An 18,646-nucleotide genomic window follows, 5' to 3' on the forward strand; every position below is an offset into this window, starting at 1 on the left:
CTGAGCTATTGGAGAATCTGATGCGCATTTTAGGCAGGAAAAGAAAAGTCGTCAACCAATTAATCGAAAGAAATGAAACGTTTGCTTTATAAATATGCGTTTATAACTTAAAAACAAAAAAATCACCCACGAGGGGTGATTTTTTAGGCTGGCAATAAAGAATTATTTCTCAACACCAGCAGCTTGACCTGCATATTTCGCGTTTGCGTAGTCCCAGTTCACCAGGCTTTCCAGGAAAGTAGAGATGTATTTAGGACGAGCGTTGCGGTAGTCGATGTAGTAAGCGTGTTCCCAAACGTCAATTGTCAACACAGCAATTTTACCGTGTGCCATTGGAGTATCAGCATTAGACGTTTTAAGAATAGAAAGGTTGCCGTTAACTTCGTCAGCAACTAACCAAGCCCAACCTGAACCGAATTGAGTTGCAGCAGCATTGGCAAATTCTTCAGCGAATTTTTCGTAAGAGCCGAAAGCTTCATCAATTTTCGCAGCCAATGGGCCAGTTGCAGCACCACCGCCATTTTTTGCCATACAGTTCCAGTAGAACGTGTGGTTCCAAACTTGTGCAGCGTTATTGAAGATACCTGCTTTAGATGAATCGCCAGCAGAAGCCAGGATGATTTCTTCTAGAGTTTTGCCTTCAAGCTCAGTACCAGCGATCAGGTTGTTCAGGTTAACCACGTAAGTATTGTGGTGTTTGTCGTGATGGTATTCTAAAGTTTCTTTGCTGATATGTGGAGCAAGATCTTCGTAGCCGTAAGGTAATGCTGGTAAAGTAATGGTTGTCATGTTTTCAATTCCTTGCATTTTGCTGGGTTTTGACAATAAGTGGCTTTATTGTAATAGAAAAACAGGCAGAAATGCGCATTGCAGATAAATAAGAATACAGAATAAAGCCTGAAATTATACGTATAAAGCCGCTGTCAAATACCGTCAGGTGAAATTAAATCGGATTGTTTAATTCGAAATAACTATACTCAATATTGAACTGCTGGGAAATAGCTTTTGCGAGGCGTTGAACACCATATCTCTCGGTTGCATGGTGACCGCAGGCATAATAATGCACATCCAGTTCCTGAGCTTCATAGAAGGTCCGTTCAGACACTTCACCAGAAATATAGGCATCACAGTTCTGTGCTGCAGCTTTTTGAATATAATCCTGCGCACCTCCAGTACAGAAACCAACTTTACGAATTTCAGTTTTGTCTGCTGATAAATGAATCGCATCAAAGCCCAATTTTTCTGAAACATAAGCCTTAAATTTCTCTGGTGTCATGGCCTGTTTTAAATAGCCAATATTGCCAATTGGACGACGTTCATTTGGATCTAATTGTTCCAGATTTTCCAGTTCCAGCAGGTCGGCAATTGCCGCATTATTTCCCAAAGTAGGATGACTGTCTAAAGGCAGGTGATAGCCAACCAGTGAGATATCATGTTGAATTAGCGTCCTAATCCGTTTACCGCGCATGCCAGTAATTGGGTAGGGTTCACCCTTCCAGAAATAGCCATGATGTACCAGTAGGAGATCCGCACCCTGAGCAATTGCGGCTTCAATGGCTCCTTGAGAAGCAGTCACAGCACACAGAATTTTATTGACCTCAGACTTACCTTCAATTTGCAAACCATTTGGGGCATAGTCCTTGAATTCATGTGCAATCAGCGTTTGATCGCACCATTGAATAATGTCCTGCAATCTGGCCATAAGTTTCTCTCTAAACCTTTCAATTGTTATCATCAAAACATATTTTGAATTGTAACTAAAGCAGCACAAATCTCTTTTGCTTTTTTTATGTTTAGTTTTGTGTTTAGCTTTACAATAGAGCACAAATTGCTTAGTCATCAATAAATTAAAAATATTGTTAGAGGATAATAACGTGCGTCGGACCTTTACATGGTTACCTTGGGTGTTGCTGATCTTAGTGATCATCGTCTTTCTAGGTTGGCAACAGTTGCAAAAGCCAAAAGCACCTGTTGCGCCAGATGGCGTCAAAATGCCTGCTGAAAAAGTTGAACCATTACTGGATACTTCACGTGCTGGTGGGGTGGTTTCTTACAGCGCTGCGGTGAAAGTGGCTGCACCGGCTGTAGTGAATATTTTTACCACACAAAAAGTAAAGAGACAGGATAATCCTTTACTGAATGATCCTGTGTTCCGTGAGTTTTTCGGTGATCAGTTGCCAGAACAGTTCTCTCAGGGGCCAAATGAAAACAGCCTGGGTTCAGGCGTAATTGTGCGTGCAGATGGTTATATTCTGACGAATAATCATGTGATTGCACAGGCTGACCAGATCATTGTCGCCTTAAATGATGGCCGCCGTGCTGAAGCAGAAGTGATTGGGACTGACCCGGATACCGACCTGGCAGTGATCAAGATTGAACTGGATAAACTACCGGTATTGCCATTTAAACTGAGTGGCAATGAAGTGGGTGATGTCGTTCTGGCAATTGGTAATCCGTTCGGTGTGGGTCAAACCGTGACGCAGGGGATTATTTCTGCAACGGGTCGTTCTGATCTGGGTATCAATACCTATGAAGACTTTATCCAGACGGATGCAGCGATTAATCCAGGAAACTCCGGCGGTGCCCTGATTGATGTTTCAGGGAATCTGATTGGGGTGAATACGGCAATTTTCTCTCAGTCCGGCGGTTCATTAGGCATTGGTTTTGCAATCCCAGCTAAAGTCTGTCAGCAGATCATGAATGCCATTTTGAAAGACGGCCGTGTAGTGCGTGGCTGGTTAGGTATTAGCTTGTTGCCTCCACAACGAAATGATGTGATGAAACCATCTGAACAGGGTGTGACTGTGGCAGAAGTATTGCCAAATGGTCCTTCCGCCCAAGCAGGTATTCAGCGCGGTGATAAGATCATCATGGTCAATGACGAACAGATTACTTCAGCCTCACATCTGATTAACTACGTAGCTCTACAAGCTCCAGGTAGTAAAATTAGGATTGAAGTGGAACGTGAAGGTAAAAAACAGGATCTGGAGGTTGTGGTGGGTGAACGTAAACAGCAGCAAAATACATCATCGCAATATATTCCTTTACCAGAATAAAATTTAAATCGCTTAAAAAATCTCTCCTAGTGAGGGATTTTTTTATGATAATTTTTATTTTTGGTTTACAAAACACGAATATTTTATGTGATTTAAATCATTTAATTTCATTGAATAAAATCAAAAAAGAGTAAAAACAATGAGTTTTATGACTGCGGACCAGGCCAAAGTTTTATCGAATGTAGCCAACTTGAATATTGAAATGTATAAGCCTCGTTTGGCTCAATTAATTGAGGACAATGCCCGACAAGGCAATACTGCTGTATTGACAGTATTTCCAAAACATTTGCCTTTAGAAGAGATCCGTGGTCTTTCGGCAGAATTGACTGAACTGGGCTATAACGTACGTTTTGAGGTGCAGGAATTTTATTATAGCTTTAATGTCTACTGGCTATAATTTTATCAATTGTTCAAAAATAGTCTTATTCAGGCATATATTTTGCTGTATTCATCTCATAGTTCAAATATGAGAGTTTTATGTCTTTGTTTATTCACTCTGCAGCACAGGCACATGCGCCTTATGTAGTGCTTTCCTCCGGCTTGGGCGGACATGCTAGCTTCTGGAATCCTCAAATTAAAGCCTTACAGCAAGATTTTCATGTGGTGACCTATGATCAGGAAGGCTGTCATGCGGATTCTGAACTGTTGCTAACGCCTTATTCTGTAGACCATATGGCGCGTCAGCTTCTAGACTTATTGATCAGTCATGATATCCACGAATTTCATTTTATTGGTCATGCCCTAGGCGGACATATTGGCATGCAGCTCGCACCCTATCAGGTGGAGAAAAAATTTAGGTTGCTGAGTCTGACCATGTTGAATGCCTGGGGAGAACTGGATGCGCACACCCAGAAATGTTTTCAGGCAAGGACTTCTTTATTGCTGAATAGCGGGGCAGAAGCCTATGTTCGGGCCCAAGCTTTATTTTTATATCCACCATACTGGATCTCAACACATATTGACCCATTAACCGAAGCAGAAAATAAGCAGCTCCTTGACTTTCCACCGATTCAAAATGTCTTGGCACGTATACAGGCAGTACAAGCTTTTCAACTAGAAGAAGTGCATCAGCAGGCACTCAAAAATGTTCCTGTACATCTGATTGCCAATCGGGATGATTTTCTGGTGCCATATCAATGTTCACAACAATTGCAGCAGTTATTGCCACATAGCCGGTTTAATCTGCTCGAAACGGGAGCACATGCTTCTACGGTGACTGAAACTGCCTTGATCTACCAAAACATACTGCATTTTTTAAAATCAGCCTGATATTTTTAGCCAATAAATCTCTTTATTTAAGTCAGACCTTGGGTCTGACTTTTTATTTTTTCTAATGAATCATTTCTATGGTATAAGCAGGAATTTTACTGCGAATTTATACAGGTTTTGCACACGCATGAATTTTTATAAATGCACTTGAATGAAACATAGTGAGCGAAATTGATTCATGAATGAAAATAATTATTTTACTAAAAATTCAAAAAAATAAATATTAAGTTACTGAAATAAAATAAATAAATATATTTGGCACACAGATTGCAGTATTTAACTTGTAAATAAAGATCCCGAAGTGGAATCCAGATTTTGAATAAGTGTTAAAAAAAATGAGGTGTAAAAATGAAAATAGGTGTCTTCTGTCCAATTGGAAATAACGGCTGGTTACTCTCTGAAAATGCACCACAATATATGCCGACTTTTGAGTTAAATAAACAAATCGTGCAGCGCGCTGAACACTATGGTTTCGATTTCGCACTTTCCATGATCAAGTTGCGTGGCTTTGGTGGCAAGACTGAATTCTGGGAACATAACCTGGAAACTTTCACCCTGATGGCTGGCCTTGCTGCTGTTACCAGCAAAATTCAAATTTATGCAACAGCTGCAACTCTAGTCATGCCACCTGCAATTGTAGCGCGCATGGCATCTACCATTGATTCGATTTCTAATGGCCGATTTGGGCTAAATGTAGTAACTGGCTGGCAGCCGCCTGAATACACCCAAATGGGCATGTGGCCAGGCAACGACTATTTTGGTAAACGCTATGAATATCTGTCGGAATACGTACAAATCCTGCGTGAGCTTTGGGCAACCGGAAAATCAGACTTTAAGGGCGAACATTTTCAGATGGAAGATTGCCGGGTCAGCCCGCGCCCACAAGCCGACATGAAAATTATCTGTGCAGGTCAGTCTGATGCAGGTTTAGAGTTTTCTGCACAATATGCCGACTACAACTTCGTATTTGGCAAAGGCCTGAATACTCCAACAGCTTATGCAGAAATTAATGACCGCCTGAAAGAAAAAACAGATGTGACTGGCCGTGATGTACAGACTTATGTGCTGTTTATGGTCATTGCGGCAGAAACCGATGAAGAAGCTCAAGCCAAATGGCAGCACTATAACGATGGTGCCGACATGGAGGCGATTAACTGGCTGATGAATCAAGGCGGTAAAGATACCACTTCGGGCACAGATACCAATATCCGGCAAATGGCTTCTAGCGTATCTCCAGTGAATATCAATATGGGTACGCTGGTAGGTTCTTATGAAAATGTGGCACGAATGTTGGATGAAATTGGCGAGATCAAGGGCACTGAGGGTGTGTTACTGACTTTTGATGATTTTATTCAGGGGGTTGAAGATTTCGGTCAAAAAATCCAGCCACTGATGAAATGCCGTGAGCATATTGTCATTGAAGGTACAGAACCGGTTCTGGAGAAAAGCGCATGAGTGAATCAGTGGTAACAGCCGGTTTTACTGAAAAACTCGGCACAGGAAAAATCCTTAAAGCTGAACCCGAAGCGATTTGTCTTGCACCAGAACAGACTGCCTTGATTGTGATTGATATGCAGAATGCCTATACCTCTCAGGGTGGCTATCTGGATCTGGCCGGCTTTGATGTCTCGAAAACCAAGCCGGTGGTTGAAAATATTAAAAAGGCAGTTGATGCAGCGCATGCAGCTGGTATTCAGGTGATTTATTTCAAAAATGGCTGGGATGCGGAATATAAGGAAGCGGGTGGTGCCGACTCTCCAAACTTCCATAAATCGAATGCCTTAAAAACCATGCGTAAACGTCCTGAATTACAAGGGCAATTGTTAGCAAAAGGCGGTTGGGATTTTGAGCTGATTGATGAGTTAAAGCCATTGCCACAAGACTTGGTGATCGAAAAGCCACGTTATAGCGGTTTCTTTAATACCGCGTTGGACAGCATGTTACGTGTGCGAGGTATTCGCAATCTGGTCTTTGTCGGGATTGCCACCAACGTTTGTGTGGAATCGACGCTACGTGATGGCTTCTTCTTGGAGTATTTCGGTGTAGCACTTGCCGATGCCTGCTATCAGGCAGGTCCAGCCGAAGCTCATGAAGCCAGTCTGTATAACATCAAGACCTTCTTTGGTTGGGTGTCAGATACTGCAAATTTTGTAGATACCTTTCAAAAAGAAAGTGAGTCACTAAAAGAAACTAAATTAGCTGTAAGCGCATAAAGAATTAAAGATCAGAATTAAGGAAAAAATAGTATGCCTAAAGAAATCATTATTCCAGCAGGAACATCGAAACCATTAGCACCTTATGTACCGGCAACCAAGGCAGACAATATTGTGTATGTATCCGGTACATTAGCTTTTGATGAAAATAATAATGTGGTGCATGTCGGTGATGCCGCAGCACAGACCCGTCATATTCTGGAAACTATCAAGCGTGTGATTGAAGAAGCCGGTGGCAGCATGGATGACGTAACGTTTAACCATGTCTTTGTCAAAGACTGGGCAGATTATGCTGCGATTAATACAGTTTATGCTGAGTATTTCCCGGGAGATAAGCCGGCACGGTATTGCGTACAGACAGGTTTGGTCAAACCTGATGCGCTAGTCGAAATTGCTTCGATTGCCCATGTATAAGCCGATCCACCTGATTCAATCTCATTACTAGATGCCCCAGGTCTGAAACTGAACATCGACTTGGGGTAGGGAGAACAGCATGAATGCCAAACTATCTAAAAGCATCACAGAGACAGTTGCAGAAAATAAAGCATTAAATAAGGTTTTGGCGACTAACGCATCGGGTGACATCTTTACCCGGGTCGATCAGCAGATTTTCCGTCAGGGCATGTCTAATCTAGGTGCTGCAGTGAATGTCATTACCACGCAAGGCGATGCAGGAATGGCTGGATTTACCGCTTCGGCCGTATGTAGCGTGACGGATACACCACCAACGTTACTGGTGTGCCTGAACCGTTCTGCGTCAGTCTATGAAACCTTTAAAAAGAATCAGGTGTTGTGTGTGAATACCCTGGCATCACATCAACAAAATCTTTCCAATCTGTTTGGTGGAAAAACACCAATGGCAGAGCGTTTCAGTCAGGGGAACTGGAAAACTTTGGTGACCCGGTCACCTGTACTCGAGGATGCCTTAGTCAGTTTTGACTGCGAGGTGGTCCAATGTTTATCCGTAGGCAGTCATGACGTGCTGTTCTGTGAGGTGAAAGCCATGTGCCAGAGTCAAGGCAATGCGCTGATGTACTTCAACCGTTCTTACTGTGAGCCACACAAAATGTGCTAATTCAATTCAATCCTAATCAAGGAGGGGAAGCCGATTTAAGAAAAAGAAACGTGGTTTCCAAAATTTAAGCCTTACCAAGGCAATCTCGATACCACACCCGTGCAAACAGATGAATATCTGCCTGCTGGAAAAAGTATTATTCTCGGGTTACAGCATGTGTTTGCCATGTTTGGGGCAACCGTACTGGCGCCCTTATTAATGGGGTTTGATCCCAATCTCACGATTTTTATTACCGGGATTGGTACCATTTTATTTTTCCTGATCACGGGCGGTCGATTGCCAAGTTATCTAGGATCCAGCTTTGCCTTTATTGGCGCCGTCGTTGCGGTGACGGGCTATTCCGGTGTCGGGACGAATCCCAATATCGGACTGGCACTCGGGGGAACTATTGCCTGCGGTATTGTCTATGCCTTGATTGGTCTGCTGGTGATGAAAACCGGCACCAACTGGATTGAAAAACTGATGCCACCGGTGGTCACGGGTGTGATTGTGATGATTATCGGTTTGCATCTGGCACCGGTCGCGATCAAAAGTGTCTCTGCTAACCAGTTTGATTCCTGGATGGCGTTAATCACCATTATCTGTATCAGTGTGATTGCCGTGTTTACCCGCGGAATGGTGCGCCGTCTGCTGCTGTTATTGGGTTTATTGTCTTCCTATCTGATTTATTTCTTTTTCACCAATATTATGGGCTTCGGAGCTGCGATTGATTTCAGTAAAGTCAGTGAAGCGGCATGGTTTGGTTTGCCGACTTTCCAGAGTCCAGTCTTTGAAGCGAATGCCATGCTGATGATTGCGCCAGTGGCCATTATTCTGGTAGCAGAAAATCTGGGGCATTTTAAGGCTGTATCTGCGATGACCGAGAAAAACCTGTCACCGTATATGGGGCGTGGTTTCTTTGCCGATGGTGTCTGTACGTCATTATCCGCTTCTATCGGCGGTACCGGGATGACGACTTATGCTGAAAATATCGGTGTGATGGCAGTGACCAAAGTGTATGCAACCACTGTGTTTATCTTTGCCGGCATTTTCGCCATCTTGCTGGGTCTTTCACCTAAATTTGGTGCAGTGATCAGTACTATTCCAGTGGCCTTATTGGGTGGCGCATCGATTGTGGTCTTCGGTCTGATTACTGTGGCGGGTGCCAAAATCTGGGTGGATAACCGGGTTGATTTTACCAAGAACAGTACGCTGATCATTGGGGCAGTGTGTCTGATCATGGGAACAGGTAACTATAGCTTGCAGATTGGTGGTTTTGATCTGGGCGGGATTGGGACTGCAACTTTGGCTGCGATTTTATTAAATCTGTTCCTGAACCGTGGTGAAGATAAAGAATTGCCTGAACCCGCATCGACTGCAACAGAAATAGAGGTTAAGCCGGTCGCTTAATACAAGGAGCATTTTTTGAGTCATACAATTGCATTTTTAGGACTCGGGGCAATGGGCTGGCATATGGCTTCCCATTTGCCAAAACTCGGACACCCGGTTTGGGTCTGGAACCGGACTGAACAGAAAGCTGTAGAGCATGCCACACTGTTCACCACTCAGGCTGTCAGTATTGAGCAGGCGGTTCAAGCCGACTTTATCTTTTCCTGCTTACCCACCAGTCAGGATGTCGAAAATCTAATCGCTGCACATCCACCCAAGTCAGGTGCAATCTGGATTGACTGTACCAGTGGTGTGCCAGAATCGGCACAAAAACTGGAAAAACTGTTGGAGCACCAGGGCAGCTTTTATCTGGATGCTCCGGTCTCTGGTCAGACTATTGGCGCAGAAAAAGGTACTTTAACCGTGATGGTGGGAGGGAATGAGCAAGCCTTTGAACAAGCCAAACCGATCATTGATGCCTTTGCTGGCCTGATTGAATATGTGGGAGAAAGCGGTTCTGGCTTTGCGGTAAAAGCTGTGAATAATACCTTAATGGCGACTCACTTATGGGCATTGGCTGAAGGGCTGACGGTACTGAAAGTGCAGGGTGTTGATTTAAGCAGTGCGCTGAACTGTATCAATCACTCCAGCGGTAAAAGCAACATGTCGGAAAATATCATGGCGCAGCGTGTCCTGAGCCGTGAATTCAATAAAACTTTTGCACTGGATTTACTGCAGAAAGATATTGGCATTGCTCTAGAGTTGGTACAGCAACAGCAACTGGATTTATCGATGATGGCTTTAGTTCAGCAACAGTTCCAGCAGATTGCCAAAGCTCAGGCCAGTCAATTGGATTTCTCGGCTGCGGTGCAAGGCTTGGAGCAACGTACCCAAATTGAATTGAGGGGATAAAGTTTTGTTAATCGCGATCTTCAGAGAGATGATTAATTTTCATTTGAAGTTATAGCGACAGATGTATTGATTCAAAAGAATAAAAGCCGGGAACTTTAAACTCCCGGCTTTATGCTGTATAAGACAGTTCAATAGCCTAAGCAGATCTTTAATCTGATTGATACTTTATCAATTTAAATCGCTTCATTCTGCTGATTCGCCTGATATTCCTGAATCACTTCAAGCGCAGCACGAAATGCTTCCTGGGTCGCTGGAGCACCGCAGTAAGGTAGGCTATGTAGCAGCACTTCCTGAATTTCTTCTACTGTGGCGCCATTATTCAGGGCACCTCGCACATGGCCTTTCAGTTCAGTGGGACTTTTCTGAGCCGTCAGGAAGGCAATAGTAATTAAAGAACGATACTTACGCGGTAATACACCTTCACGTTGCCAGGTCGAACCCCAGGCATGTTCATTAATCCAGTCCTGTAGAGGCTGGGTAAAAGGCACGGTATTTTCCTGAGCACGCTGCACAAAGCTTTCGCCCATTACTTCGGTACGAACTTTCAAGCCATTTTCATAATCTTGTTGTGACATGCTTTATCCTCAATTTTATTATTGCTTTAGCTTTAGCTTAATGCTTTTAAAAGCTAAAATACTATCGTGCCATAGTCGTAAAAAAGTGGCTGAAAAGCCACTTGTAAAGCTTCCAGAGTAAAGTAATAAAATGACTTCACTCTCGAATTTATGACACCTTAAATTCAAGTTTTATTTAAGGTGATACTGAGTGTGAAGGATCAGTTTGCACTGAAGTATCCGTTCCTTTGGCATCCGCTTTCATGAGATACGGATTTTCAAGCTCTAATACCTCATTCAAATGCAGATCAAATACATCGGTCAACATGCTGTCATAACGGCGCGCATTATAGTGCAGCAGTTTTTCTGCTTCCTCATCATTAATAAAACCATGTAGCTGTGCATCTGCCACATGCTCTGCAAAGCTTAAACCCTTGAATTGGTCTTTATTCTCTGCTTTTTTAAAACGATCCCAGAGCTTTTCAATCTCCAGTAGCAGATTGAAAGTAGATTCCATACGGCCAGTGACATCATTTTCATTGGTATTATAGTAGACATGTTTTTTGAGCACTTGGCGGAACGCATTGTCTTCCATCATGCTATTGGCGACCTGCTGTTTCAGCTGATCTGACGGCTTTTTCAATGAACGGCCAAATGGGAAACATATGAATTTAACCATGCCAGATGCAACACCTACTGGGAAATTCGCAAATAAGTCATAAAACGCTTCCTGAGCGGTATATAAAGATTTCTCAATTGCCAATTGTGCATGCAGACGTTCAGCTTCTGTTTTTTTGCTATGCTCAAAGAATTTCAGGATTGCCGTCGCGATAAACAGATGCGCATGAATATCAGCCAAACGGCCAGAAAGCATTTCCTTACGTTTAATATCTCCCGCTAACAGACCTAAACACATATCTGCGGTCAGGGCAAAGTTAGCACTGAGCCGATTAATGATCTTGTAATAAGGTCGGGTAAAGTCAACCGTACTTTGCGGTGCTGCACTTGAACCGCCACTAAAGGCATAGGCAAATGAACGGGCCGTCCGGTTAAAGGTATAACCTAAATGTTTAAATAATAAATTATCGAAGGGATCAAGAGCTGCTTTCGGATCTTCAGCTTGCAGAAGCTGTAATTCTTCATATAAATAAGGATGGCAGCGCATCGAACCTTGACCAAAGATCATTAATGAACGGCTGAGAATATTGGCGCCTTCGACTGTAATCGATACTGGGATGGCCTGATAGTTGAGAGCAAGGAAGTTACGAGGCCCCATTTGAATAGCACGACCACCGACTACATCCATACCATGGTTAACAATTTTACGCATGGTCTCAGTGGCGTAGTATTTGGCTATTGCCGTCATAACTGCTGGTTTACCGCCTTGATTCAAGCCACAAGTTACTAAATAGCGGAATGCTTCCAGCATATAGGCATCACTGGCAATTTCACTATTGGCTTCCTGCACCCCTTCAAATTTACCCACTGAAATTTTAAATTGCTGGCGAATCCGTGAAAATGCACTGACATTCAAATAAGTCATCTCGGCACTAGAGGTAGATAAAGCTGGCAGAGAAATACCACGGCCAACAGCCAGACATTCCATCAACATACGCCAGCCTTTACCTGCATTTTTTACGCCACCGATAATCCAGTCCAGAGGAATAAATACATCCTTACCTTCAACGGTACCATTCATAAACGGTGAGCCAGGATGGTGCCGTGGACCAACGATGACGCCTTGGTGATTGGCAGGTAACAGGGCGCAGGTAATCCCATAGTCAGTTTTATCACCCAATAGATGATCCGGATCATACATTTTAAAGGCCAGACCGACGACAGTGGCAATGGGTGCCAAAGTAATCCAGCGCTTGGAAAAATTCATTCTCAAACCCAAGACTTCCTGACCTTCAAACTGGCCATAGCAGACTACACCGGTATCTGGAATGGCTCCGGCATCTGAGCCCGCTTCCGGACTGGTCAAACCAAAACATGGGATTTCTAGCCCTTTGGCTAAACCTGGTAAATAACGATTTTTCTGCTCTTCGGTGCCGTAATGCAGTAACAGCTCACCAGGTCCAAGTGAGTTAGGTACCATACAGCTGACTGCAGCAGTGAGAGAACGCGAAGAAATCTTGCTCATGACCCGGCTTTGAGCAAAGGAACTAAAGGCACGACCGCCATATTCTTTGGGAATAATCAAACCGAGGAAACCATTATCTTTAATATACTGCCAGATATGTTCAGGCAGCATTTTTTTCTCATGGATTTCCCATTCATTTAACATGCTACATAGCGTTTCAACTTCGTTATCCAGAAATGCCTGCTCCTCGACCGATAATTTTGGATAAGGATAATTATTGAAGGTTTCCCAGTTGGGCGCTCCCATAAAAAGTTCTTTTTCCCACCAGCTGGTACCGGAATCCAGCGCTTCACGTTCTGTCGGGCTAATGCTTGGCATGGCATCCGCTAAAGCCTTATAAGCTGGCCTGGAAATAAAGGACATACGCAGAGGATCAATCAGCACGACCAGACTAATCAAGATCAGTGGAATACCCAGAATCAAGGACCACGGGCTGATGAATGCACAGACCACTGACATCATCATCAGGGTAATCGCACCAGTGGTACGGGAAAATTGAAAGAAGAAAATTGCCCATAAACTGGCAAGTAGAAGAAGCACGGCAAAAATAAATAGCATTATTATATTTCTCCAGGGTTATACAACTGTGCCGCTGCCAGTATTAATAATGTGTTTTATTAACACTTGAGCGATATTTTTGCATCACTTAAGAATCAGGCAAGTTCACAGCTGTTCTTGTGAGAACTATCGTTATTAAATATTTCAACGACATATTAAAGTGTTTTAACTATTTTTGAGATTGTTTGAAAAGTGAGCAGTATTCAAGTGAGAACACGCAAAGAAATGTGAAGATAAGTAATAACTTAATGAATAAGGACAAGAAAAAAATTATTAAAGATTAACTTAAATTTGAATTCATAAGCTATAAAAAAGCCCTCTATTTAAGAGGGCTTGGGCTGAAGCGATTTTTAAGCTTCAATCGTCTGAACAGTGATTTTTTTTGCCGGATCAACTTTACGACGTACTGCTGGAACCGGTTCTCCGTAGTATTGACGATCGGCAAAGTAGCTTGAACGTACCATTGGAGCCGACCAGATATTCTTAAAGCCAAGCTTACGGCCATGTTCTGCGTAGCGCTCGAATTCTTCTGGTGTTACAAAGCGGTCGATTGGTGCATGCTGTTTAGAAGGCTGCAAGTACTGACCAATCGTCACATAATCGACTTCATGTGCTTTCAGGTCATCCAGCAGCGCAATAACTTCTTCTTCAGTTTCACCAATACCGACCATCAAACCACATTTGGTTGGAATATCCGGGCAGTATTCTTTAAACATTTTCAGCAGGTTTAAAGAGTGCTGATAATCAGAACCCGGACGCATCGCTTTATACAGACGTGGCACAGTTTCAATATTGTGGTTAAACACGTCTGGTGGACATTCAGTCATGATACGTAGCGCAATATCCATACGACCGCGGAAGTCAGGAACCAGGATTTCTAATAAAGTTTTTGGACTCAGTTCACGTGCTTCTTTAATACAATCGACAAAATGCTGTGCACCGCCATCCAGTAAATCATCACGGTCTACCGATGTGATCACCGCATATTTCAAACCTAAGTTAGCAATCGTTTCTGCCATATGGCGTGGTTCATCTGGATCTAGTGCATTTGGACGGCCATGTGCCACATCACAGAACGGACAGCGACGGGTACAGATGTCCCCCATAATCATAAAGGTTGCTGTACCACCGCCAAAACATTCAGGCAGGTTAGGACAGGCGGCTTCTTCACATACGGTATGTAATTTTTGCTGACGAAGTGTAGTTTTAATCCGTTGTACTTCTTCAGGTGCAGCCATTTTGACGCGAATCCAGTCCGGCTTCCGTGGTGTTTCAACCGTAGGTACAACTTTTACAGGAATACGGGCGACCTTTTCCGCGCCGCGAAGTTTGACACCCTGTTCAGGTTTACGGTTTTCAGACATATTCAACTTTTCCACTGTTTTTGAAGGGAGGAGATAATCAAAGATAGCGCTTTTATTATAACGGACTTAGCTACAAATGGGGCAAAAAGGACTATTCATTTAAAAAATGTTCTCATCACACAATATATGTCAGTTAAATACACCAAAATGACATGATTTACGTCATAATATGGCAAACAGATATTGCAGATGAATTTAATTTATAAAGGAGCGTTGAATGCCACGTAAGAAAGAGGTCGTTAGTGGGACTTTCGTTAAGTACGATGCGGTAGTTCTAGGTTCAGGCCCTGCGGGCGAAGGCGCGGCAATGAAACTTGCCAAATCGGGTAAGCGCGTTGCAATCGTTGATATGCGTGAACAACTTGGTGGTAACTGTACTCATGTTGGTACGATTCCAAGTAAAGCATTGCGTCAAACGGTATCAAGCATCATCCGTTATCAACGTGATCCAATGTTCCAGAAAGTCGGTGAATGGAAACAGTTCACCATGAAGCAAGTGCTTCGTAATGCGCATAAAGTGATTCAACAGCAGGTTGAAACACATTCACGTTTTTACGACCGTAATAAAATTGATATCTTCCATGGCCGTGCCTATGTTCAGGATGAAAATACCATTTTTGTATTTACTCCAGATGGCATCAAGGAAACGATTCAGTTTAAACAATTAGTGATTGCGACAGGTTCTCGTCCTTATCGTCCGGAAATTCTAGACTTTAATCATCCACGTGTATTTGATTCAGACAAAATTCTGGATCTGGATTATTCAATCCAAAAAATCATTATTTACGGTGCAGGTGTGATTGGTTGTGAATACGCATCGATCTTTATTGGTCTGGGCCATAAAGTTGACCTGATCAATACGCAGCCAAAACTGCTGAGCTACTTGGATGATGAAATCTCTGATGCATTGTCTTATCACTTACGTGAGCAGGGCGTGTTGATCCGTCACAATGAGCAGATTGATTACCTTGAAACATCTGATGATTATGTAGTTCTACATACACAAAGTGGCAAGAAAATTAAGGCGGATGCCATCCTTTGGTGTAATGGTCGTTCAGGGAATACTGATGGTTTAGGCCTGGAAAATGTTGGCCTGAAACCGAACAGCCGTGGTCAATTGACTGTAAATGATCAATATCAAACCGAAGTCGAAAATATCTACGCTGCGGGTGATGTGATTGGCTGGCCATCTCTTGCTTCTGCTGCCTATGACCAAGGTCGTTGTGCGGGTGCCAACATGAGTGGAGAAAAAGATGTTGCACCAGTGACGGATATCCCGACTGGTATTTATACCATTCCGGAAATTTCTTCAATTGGTAAGACTGAACAGCAGTTGACTGAAGAAAAAATTCCGTATGAAGTTGGCCAAGCTTCATTCCGTCATCTGGCACGTGCCCAGATTACCGGTGATACGGTAGGTGAATTGAAGATCCTGTTCCATCGTGAAACATTAGAAGTTTTAGGCGTTCATTGTTTTGGTAACAATGCTTCTGAAATTATCCACATTGGTCAGGCGGTAATGAACAGCCCGAACAATACCATCAAGTATTTCGTGGAAACCACCTTTAACTATCCGACGATGGCAGAAGCGTATCGTGTAGCAACGTTGAATGGCATGAACCGTTTATTCTAATTTGATTAATTCAAGTTAGATCAAAAACCCGTAAGTATTTGCTTGCGGGTTTTTTTTTTATTGGAATGGTTTGAGTTGGTTAGAACATACAACTATTGACCTATGCCATTTGAAATGAAGAACAGGATTATAAAATTAATTTTTTAAGCCGCCATTTTTCGGCATTCTTCAGCACAACGACGACACGCTTCGGCACACTGCTGGCAATGATCGTCTTGATGTTGACCACATTCTTCTGCACAGTAGTCACACGCTTTGGCGCAGAGTTCACACATCTCATGCATGAAAGGAGACTGTTTCTGTTCTATACGGGCGCAAAGCTGGCAAATATCTGCACAATCCAGACAGCGTTGAATACATTCCCGCATCATCTCCAGATCTTCTTCTTTAAGACAGGCGCTAGCACAGTTGGCACATGCGAGTGAACAGCTCATACAGGCCCGAACACAATCTGAAAATTGAAGCTCATTCATGGTCTTTTCCTCTATTCATATGCTGAATCCTGATTTTCTAATACGCTAAGCAGAAAAAGGAAAATACACTAGGCAGATTAGGTGAGGAAAAGTAAACAGTTACCTTATTTTGTTAAAGATCGATTAGATCAAACCTAATATTCAGAGTTAACTTTTTGTTTGGAAATGAAACATTTTTGGTGCGGTCGCAGTATTGATGGTAGAAAATTTATATGCAGAGTCATTCTTATCAAAGGTTTAGGTTGCCTTTCTCGTTATTCTCATTTTTTATTAAAATGGACGGAAACCCGCCAGGCTATAGCGTTCCAAGAAAGGGCAATGACCAGTTGGAAAGAGTGCCGGGAAGATGGAATGACCTGATTGTCTCGGAATACAATTCTAACTAATAATTTGCTCGTAATCACTGGGATAAATTTGTTATTACGAGGCCTCAACTTTATGTCTGATAATCAAAACATATGAAAAAACTTAAACCCAGACAGCGCAAAATTATTATGAATTCTAAAATTTTGAAATAATAAAGAAATATAGTAATTGTTGGGTTTTACTACTTTTAGTTTTTGTGCTGAAACATAGTGAAATTTACTGATGCTATTTCAGCAGTTTAATGCGCGCAGAAAGCCTGATTAAAGTATTCAAACAGTTCAGGGGTTTGCAACCATAGTGCAATCGACAATGTGAGTAAAAGCAGGATTGCCACAGCAATCGAGATTTTGAGTTTTAGCAGAGAATCAGTCATGCACAATTTGCTCCTCATTGACCCAGAAATGTACCAGTACACCAAACACACTTAATGCAATCGACAGCATCCATACGGCATTGTAATTGCCTGCTATATCATGGTTAACACCACCGAGCCATCCACCAAAGAATGAGCCAACCTGATGAGTGAAAAATACAATACCACTCAACATGGTCAGATACTTAACCCCGAACATATTGGCGACAATACCATTGGTCAGTGGTACGGTAGACAACCATAATAAACCCATGATGACACCAAAGGCATAAACTGTCCATGTGCTTAGGGGCAGCAGTAAAAATGCAATAATAGCAATGCCGCGTAGACCATACAGGCCCATCAATAAGTGCGGTTTAGAGTATTTCCCACCGAGCCAGCCGGCGGTATAGGTGCCGACCACATTAAACAAACCGACCAGTGCCAGGAAAATCGTTCCAGTAGTGGCATTAAACCCGTGATCAATCAGATAGCCAGGCAGATGAATTCCGATAAAGACTACCTGGAACCCGCAGACAAAGAAGCCCAGTGCCAGAAACCAGAAAGGTTTATGGTTTTTAACCACATTAGAATCTGTTTAAAACTGAGCGATGCTTTATTGGGTGTAGGAATGGCATTAGCAGCAACATACATCGGTGCTTTCAGCATCCAGGCGAGGGGTACAATCAGTGCGATTAAAATGGCACTGACCATCAGTGCGGCTGACCATCCGACATTCTGTAACAGCAGCAGGGTCGAGGGCAGCATGATAAACTGACCAAAAGATCCGGCTGCACTGGCAATGCCCATGGCCAGACTGCGTTTTTCTGGTGGTGCTGCACGTCCGACTGCAGACAATAACACCGGAAAAGAAGTTGCAGATAGTGCTAGACCCAGAATTAAGCCCACACTGAGATTGAGTAGCAGACCGGTCGAACTGAATGCCATCAAGAGTAGGCCAATGGCATATAAAGCACCACCAATCGCTACGACAATTTTGCTGCCATATTTATCGGCAAATGCCCCGGTAATCGGTTGTACTGCACCCCAGATCAGGTTTTGCGTGGCAATGGCCAAACTAAATACATTATGTCCCCAACCAAATTCTTCACTCATCGGTACCAGATATAGGCCAAAGGCATGACGGACACCTAAAGACAATGCCAGAATCACTGCTGAACCAATGAGCATATAAATAAGTGGTTTGGAAAACTGGCTGTTGGTCATAAAGAGTCTGTACTGTGAGTATCGCAACCTATGTTAGTCGATTCGACTTGTCGTCGCGATAGAATAATAATTACTTAAAAGAT

General features: G+C 43.0%; 16 protein-coding genes and 2 pseudogenes. 10 read left to right on the forward strand and 8 right to left on the reverse strand.

The genetic code is table 11. The features are described 5' to 3' along the window. Positions 1-162: 162 nt before the first annotated feature. Together sodB and BK820_RS12445 are read right to left on the reverse strand one after the other, a co-directional pair. Positions 163-789, reverse strand: coding sequence for a superoxide dismutase SodB (sodB, locus tag BK820_RS12440; protein WP_004810573.1), 627 nt, complete (start codon positions 787-789; stop codon positions 163-165). Between the two features lie 154 nt (positions 790-943). Then, the gene (locus BK820_RS12445; protein WP_004810571.1) at positions 944-1,702 is read right to left on the reverse strand and encodes a Nif3-like dinuclear metal center hexameric protein; all 759 of its coding nucleotides are present in this window, start codon (positions 1,700-1,702) and stop codon (positions 944-946) included. 172 nt (positions 1,703-1,874) lie between these two features. On the opposite strand from BK820_RS12445, the gene BK820_RS12450 reads away from it, so the two are divergent. The 9 genes and pseudogenes from BK820_RS12450 to BK820_RS12490 all read left to right on the forward strand — a co-directional run bounded on the left by BK820_RS12450 (position 1,875) and on the right by BK820_RS12490 (position 9,893). Further along, on the forward strand, positions 1,875-3,056 hold the full coding sequence (locus BK820_RS12450; RefSeq protein ID WP_004810569.1) for a trypsin-like peptidase domain-containing protein: 1,182 nt from the start codon (positions 1,875-1,877) through the stop codon (positions 3,054-3,056). Between the two features lie 139 nt (positions 3,057-3,195). Continuing rightward, positions 3,196-3,453, forward strand: coding sequence for a hypothetical protein (locus tag BK820_RS12455; protein WP_004810565.1), 258 nt, complete (start codon positions 3,196-3,198; stop codon positions 3,451-3,453). A gap of 80 nt (positions 3,454-3,533) precedes the next feature. Next, positions 3,534-4,325, forward strand: coding sequence for a pyrimidine utilization protein D (gene rutD / locus BK820_RS12460; protein ID WP_004810564.1), 792 nt, complete (start codon positions 3,534-3,536; stop codon positions 4,323-4,325). 348 nt (positions 4,326-4,673) lie between these two features. Further along, a complete protein-coding gene (rutA, locus tag BK820_RS12465) occupies positions 4,674-5,780 on the forward strand; it encodes a pyrimidine utilization protein A (protein ID WP_004810561.1) in 1,107 nt (368 codons plus the stop codon). Further along, complete coding sequence (gene rutB / locus BK820_RS12470; protein WP_071321096.1) at positions 5,777-6,538, forward strand: pyrimidine utilization protein B; 762 nt, start codon at positions 5,777-5,779, stop codon at positions 6,536-6,538. Before rutA ends, rutB begins: the two co-directional genes overlap by 4 nt. Positions 6,539-6,571: 33 nt before the next feature. Next, entirely contained in the window at positions 6,572-6,952 is a 381-nt protein-coding gene (gene rutC / locus BK820_RS12475; RefSeq protein WP_004810557.1) for a pyrimidine utilization protein C, read from the forward strand. A 79-nt stretch (positions 6,953-7,031) separates the two neighbouring features. Beyond that, positions 7,032-7,613: an NADH-dependent FMN reductase RutF gene (gene rutF, locus BK820_RS12480; protein WP_071321097.1), complete on the forward strand. Its 582-nt coding sequence runs from the start codon at positions 7,032-7,034 to the stop codon at positions 7,611-7,613. 42 nt (positions 7,614-7,655) lie between these two features. Continuing rightward, positions 7,656-9,002: pseudogene (rutG, locus tag BK820_RS12485) on the forward strand (pyrimidine utilization transport protein G); the annotation flags it as partial. Between the two features lie 51 nt (positions 9,003-9,053). Beyond that, complete coding sequence (locus BK820_RS12490) at positions 9,054-9,893, forward strand: NAD(P)-dependent oxidoreductase (protein WP_071321098.1); 840 nt, start codon at positions 9,054-9,056, stop codon at positions 9,891-9,893. Between the two features lie 173 nt (positions 9,894-10,066). Here the strand turns inward: BK820_RS12490 and BK820_RS12495 are convergent, their stop codons facing one another. From BK820_RS12495 to lipA, 3 genes are all read right to left on the reverse strand, one after another. Beyond that, positions 10,067-10,468, reverse strand: a complete 402-nt coding sequence (locus tag BK820_RS12495) for a carboxymuconolactone decarboxylase family protein (protein ID WP_071321099.1) — start codon at positions 10,466-10,468, stop codon at positions 10,067-10,069. Between the two features lie 175 nt (positions 10,469-10,643). Beyond that, on the reverse strand, positions 10,644-13,148 hold the full coding sequence (locus tag BK820_RS12500; RefSeq protein WP_071321100.1) for an acyl-CoA dehydrogenase: 2,505 nt from the start codon (positions 13,146-13,148) through the stop codon (positions 10,644-10,646). A gap of 350 nt (positions 13,149-13,498) precedes the next feature. Beyond that, positions 13,499-14,512, reverse strand: coding sequence for a lipoyl synthase (lipA, locus tag BK820_RS12505; RefSeq protein ID WP_048881541.1), 1,014 nt, complete (start codon positions 14,510-14,512; stop codon positions 13,499-13,501). A 217-nt stretch (positions 14,513-14,729) separates the two neighbouring features. Here lipA and sthA point away from each other — a divergent pair, with 217 nt between their 5' ends. Beyond that, on the forward strand, positions 14,730-16,145 hold the full coding sequence (gene sthA / locus BK820_RS12510) for a Si-specific NAD(P)(+) transhydrogenase (RefSeq protein ID WP_004810544.1): 1,416 nt from the start codon (positions 14,730-14,732) through the stop codon (positions 16,143-16,145). A 143-nt stretch (positions 16,146-16,288) separates the two neighbouring features. Here the strand turns inward: sthA and BK820_RS12515 are convergent, their stop codons facing one another. The 3 genes and pseudogenes from BK820_RS12515 to BK820_RS12520 form a co-directional block, all read right to left on the reverse strand. Beyond that, positions 16,289-16,618: a four-helix bundle copper-binding protein gene (locus BK820_RS12515; protein WP_071321101.1), complete on the reverse strand. Its 330-nt coding sequence runs from the start codon at positions 16,616-16,618 to the stop codon at positions 16,289-16,291. A 604-nt stretch (positions 16,619-17,222) separates the two neighbouring features. Further along, positions 17,223-17,357 (reverse strand): hypothetical protein, encoded by a 135-nt coding sequence (locus tag BK820_RS15780; protein WP_004810539.1) that lies wholly within the window; start codon positions 17,355-17,357, stop codon positions 17,223-17,225. After that, positions 17,350-18,563, reverse strand: a pseudogene (locus BK820_RS12520) (MFS transporter). The gene BK820_RS15780 and the pseudogene BK820_RS12520 overlap by 8 nt, the downstream one beginning before the upstream one ends. Positions 18,564-18,646: the final 83 nt, after the last annotated feature.

It is taken from the genome of Acinetobacter sp. LCT-H3 (assembly GCF_001866125.1).
GTDB classification, from domain to species: Bacteria; Pseudomonadota; Gammaproteobacteria; order Pseudomonadales; family Moraxellaceae; genus Acinetobacter; species Acinetobacter schindleri.

Bases quoted from the DNA above. Each gene is read 5' to 3' on its own strand.
- sodB (WP_004810573.1), bottom strand. From the start codon at position 789: ATGACAACCATTACTTTACCAGCATTACCTTACGGCTACGAAGATCTT.
- BK820_RS12445 (WP_004810571.1), bottom strand. From the start codon at position 1,702: ATGGCCAGATTGCAGGACATTATTCAATGGTGCGATCAAACGCTGATT.
- BK820_RS12455 (WP_004810565.1), top strand. From the start codon at position 3,196: ATGAGTTTTATGACTGCGGACCAGGCCAAAGTTTTATCGAATGTAGCC.
- rutD (WP_004810564.1), top strand. From the start codon at position 3,534: ATGTCTTTGTTTATTCACTCTGCAGCACAGGCACATGCGCCTTATGTA.
- rutA (WP_004810561.1), top strand. From the start codon at position 4,674: ATGAAAATAGGTGTCTTCTGTCCAATTGGAAATAACGGCTGGTTACTC.
- rutB (WP_071321096.1), top strand. From the start codon at position 5,777: ATGAGTGAATCAGTGGTAACAGCCGGTTTTACTGAAAAACTCGGCACA.
- rutC (WP_004810557.1), top strand. From the start codon at position 6,572: ATGCCTAAAGAAATCATTATTCCAGCAGGAACATCGAAACCATTAGCA.
- rutF (WP_071321097.1), top strand. From the start codon at position 7,032: ATGAATGCCAAACTATCTAAAAGCATCACAGAGACAGTTGCAGAAAAT.
- BK820_RS12490 (WP_071321098.1), top strand. From the start codon at position 9,054: ATGGGCTGGCATATGGCTTCCCATTTGCCAAAACTCGGACACCCGGTT.
- BK820_RS12495 (WP_071321099.1), bottom strand. From the start codon at position 10,468: ATGTCACAACAAGATTATGAAAATGGCTTGAAAGTTCGTACCGAAGTA.
- BK820_RS12500 (WP_071321100.1), bottom strand. From the start codon at position 13,148: ATGCTATTTATTTTTGCCGTGCTTCTTCTACTTGCCAGTTTATGGGCA.
- lipA (WP_048881541.1), bottom strand. From the start codon at position 14,512: ATGTCTGAAAACCGTAAACCTGAACAGGGTGTCAAACTTCGCGGCGCG.
- sthA (WP_004810544.1), top strand. From the start codon at position 14,730: ATGCCACGTAAGAAAGAGGTCGTTAGTGGGACTTTCGTTAAGTACGAT.
- BK820_RS12515 (WP_071321101.1), bottom strand. From the start codon at position 16,618: ATGAATGAGCTTCAATTTTCAGATTGTGTTCGGGCCTGTATGAGCTGT.
- BK820_RS15780 (WP_004810539.1), bottom strand. From the start codon at position 17,357: ATGACTGATTCTCTGCTAAAACTCAAAATCTCGATTGCTGTGGCAATC.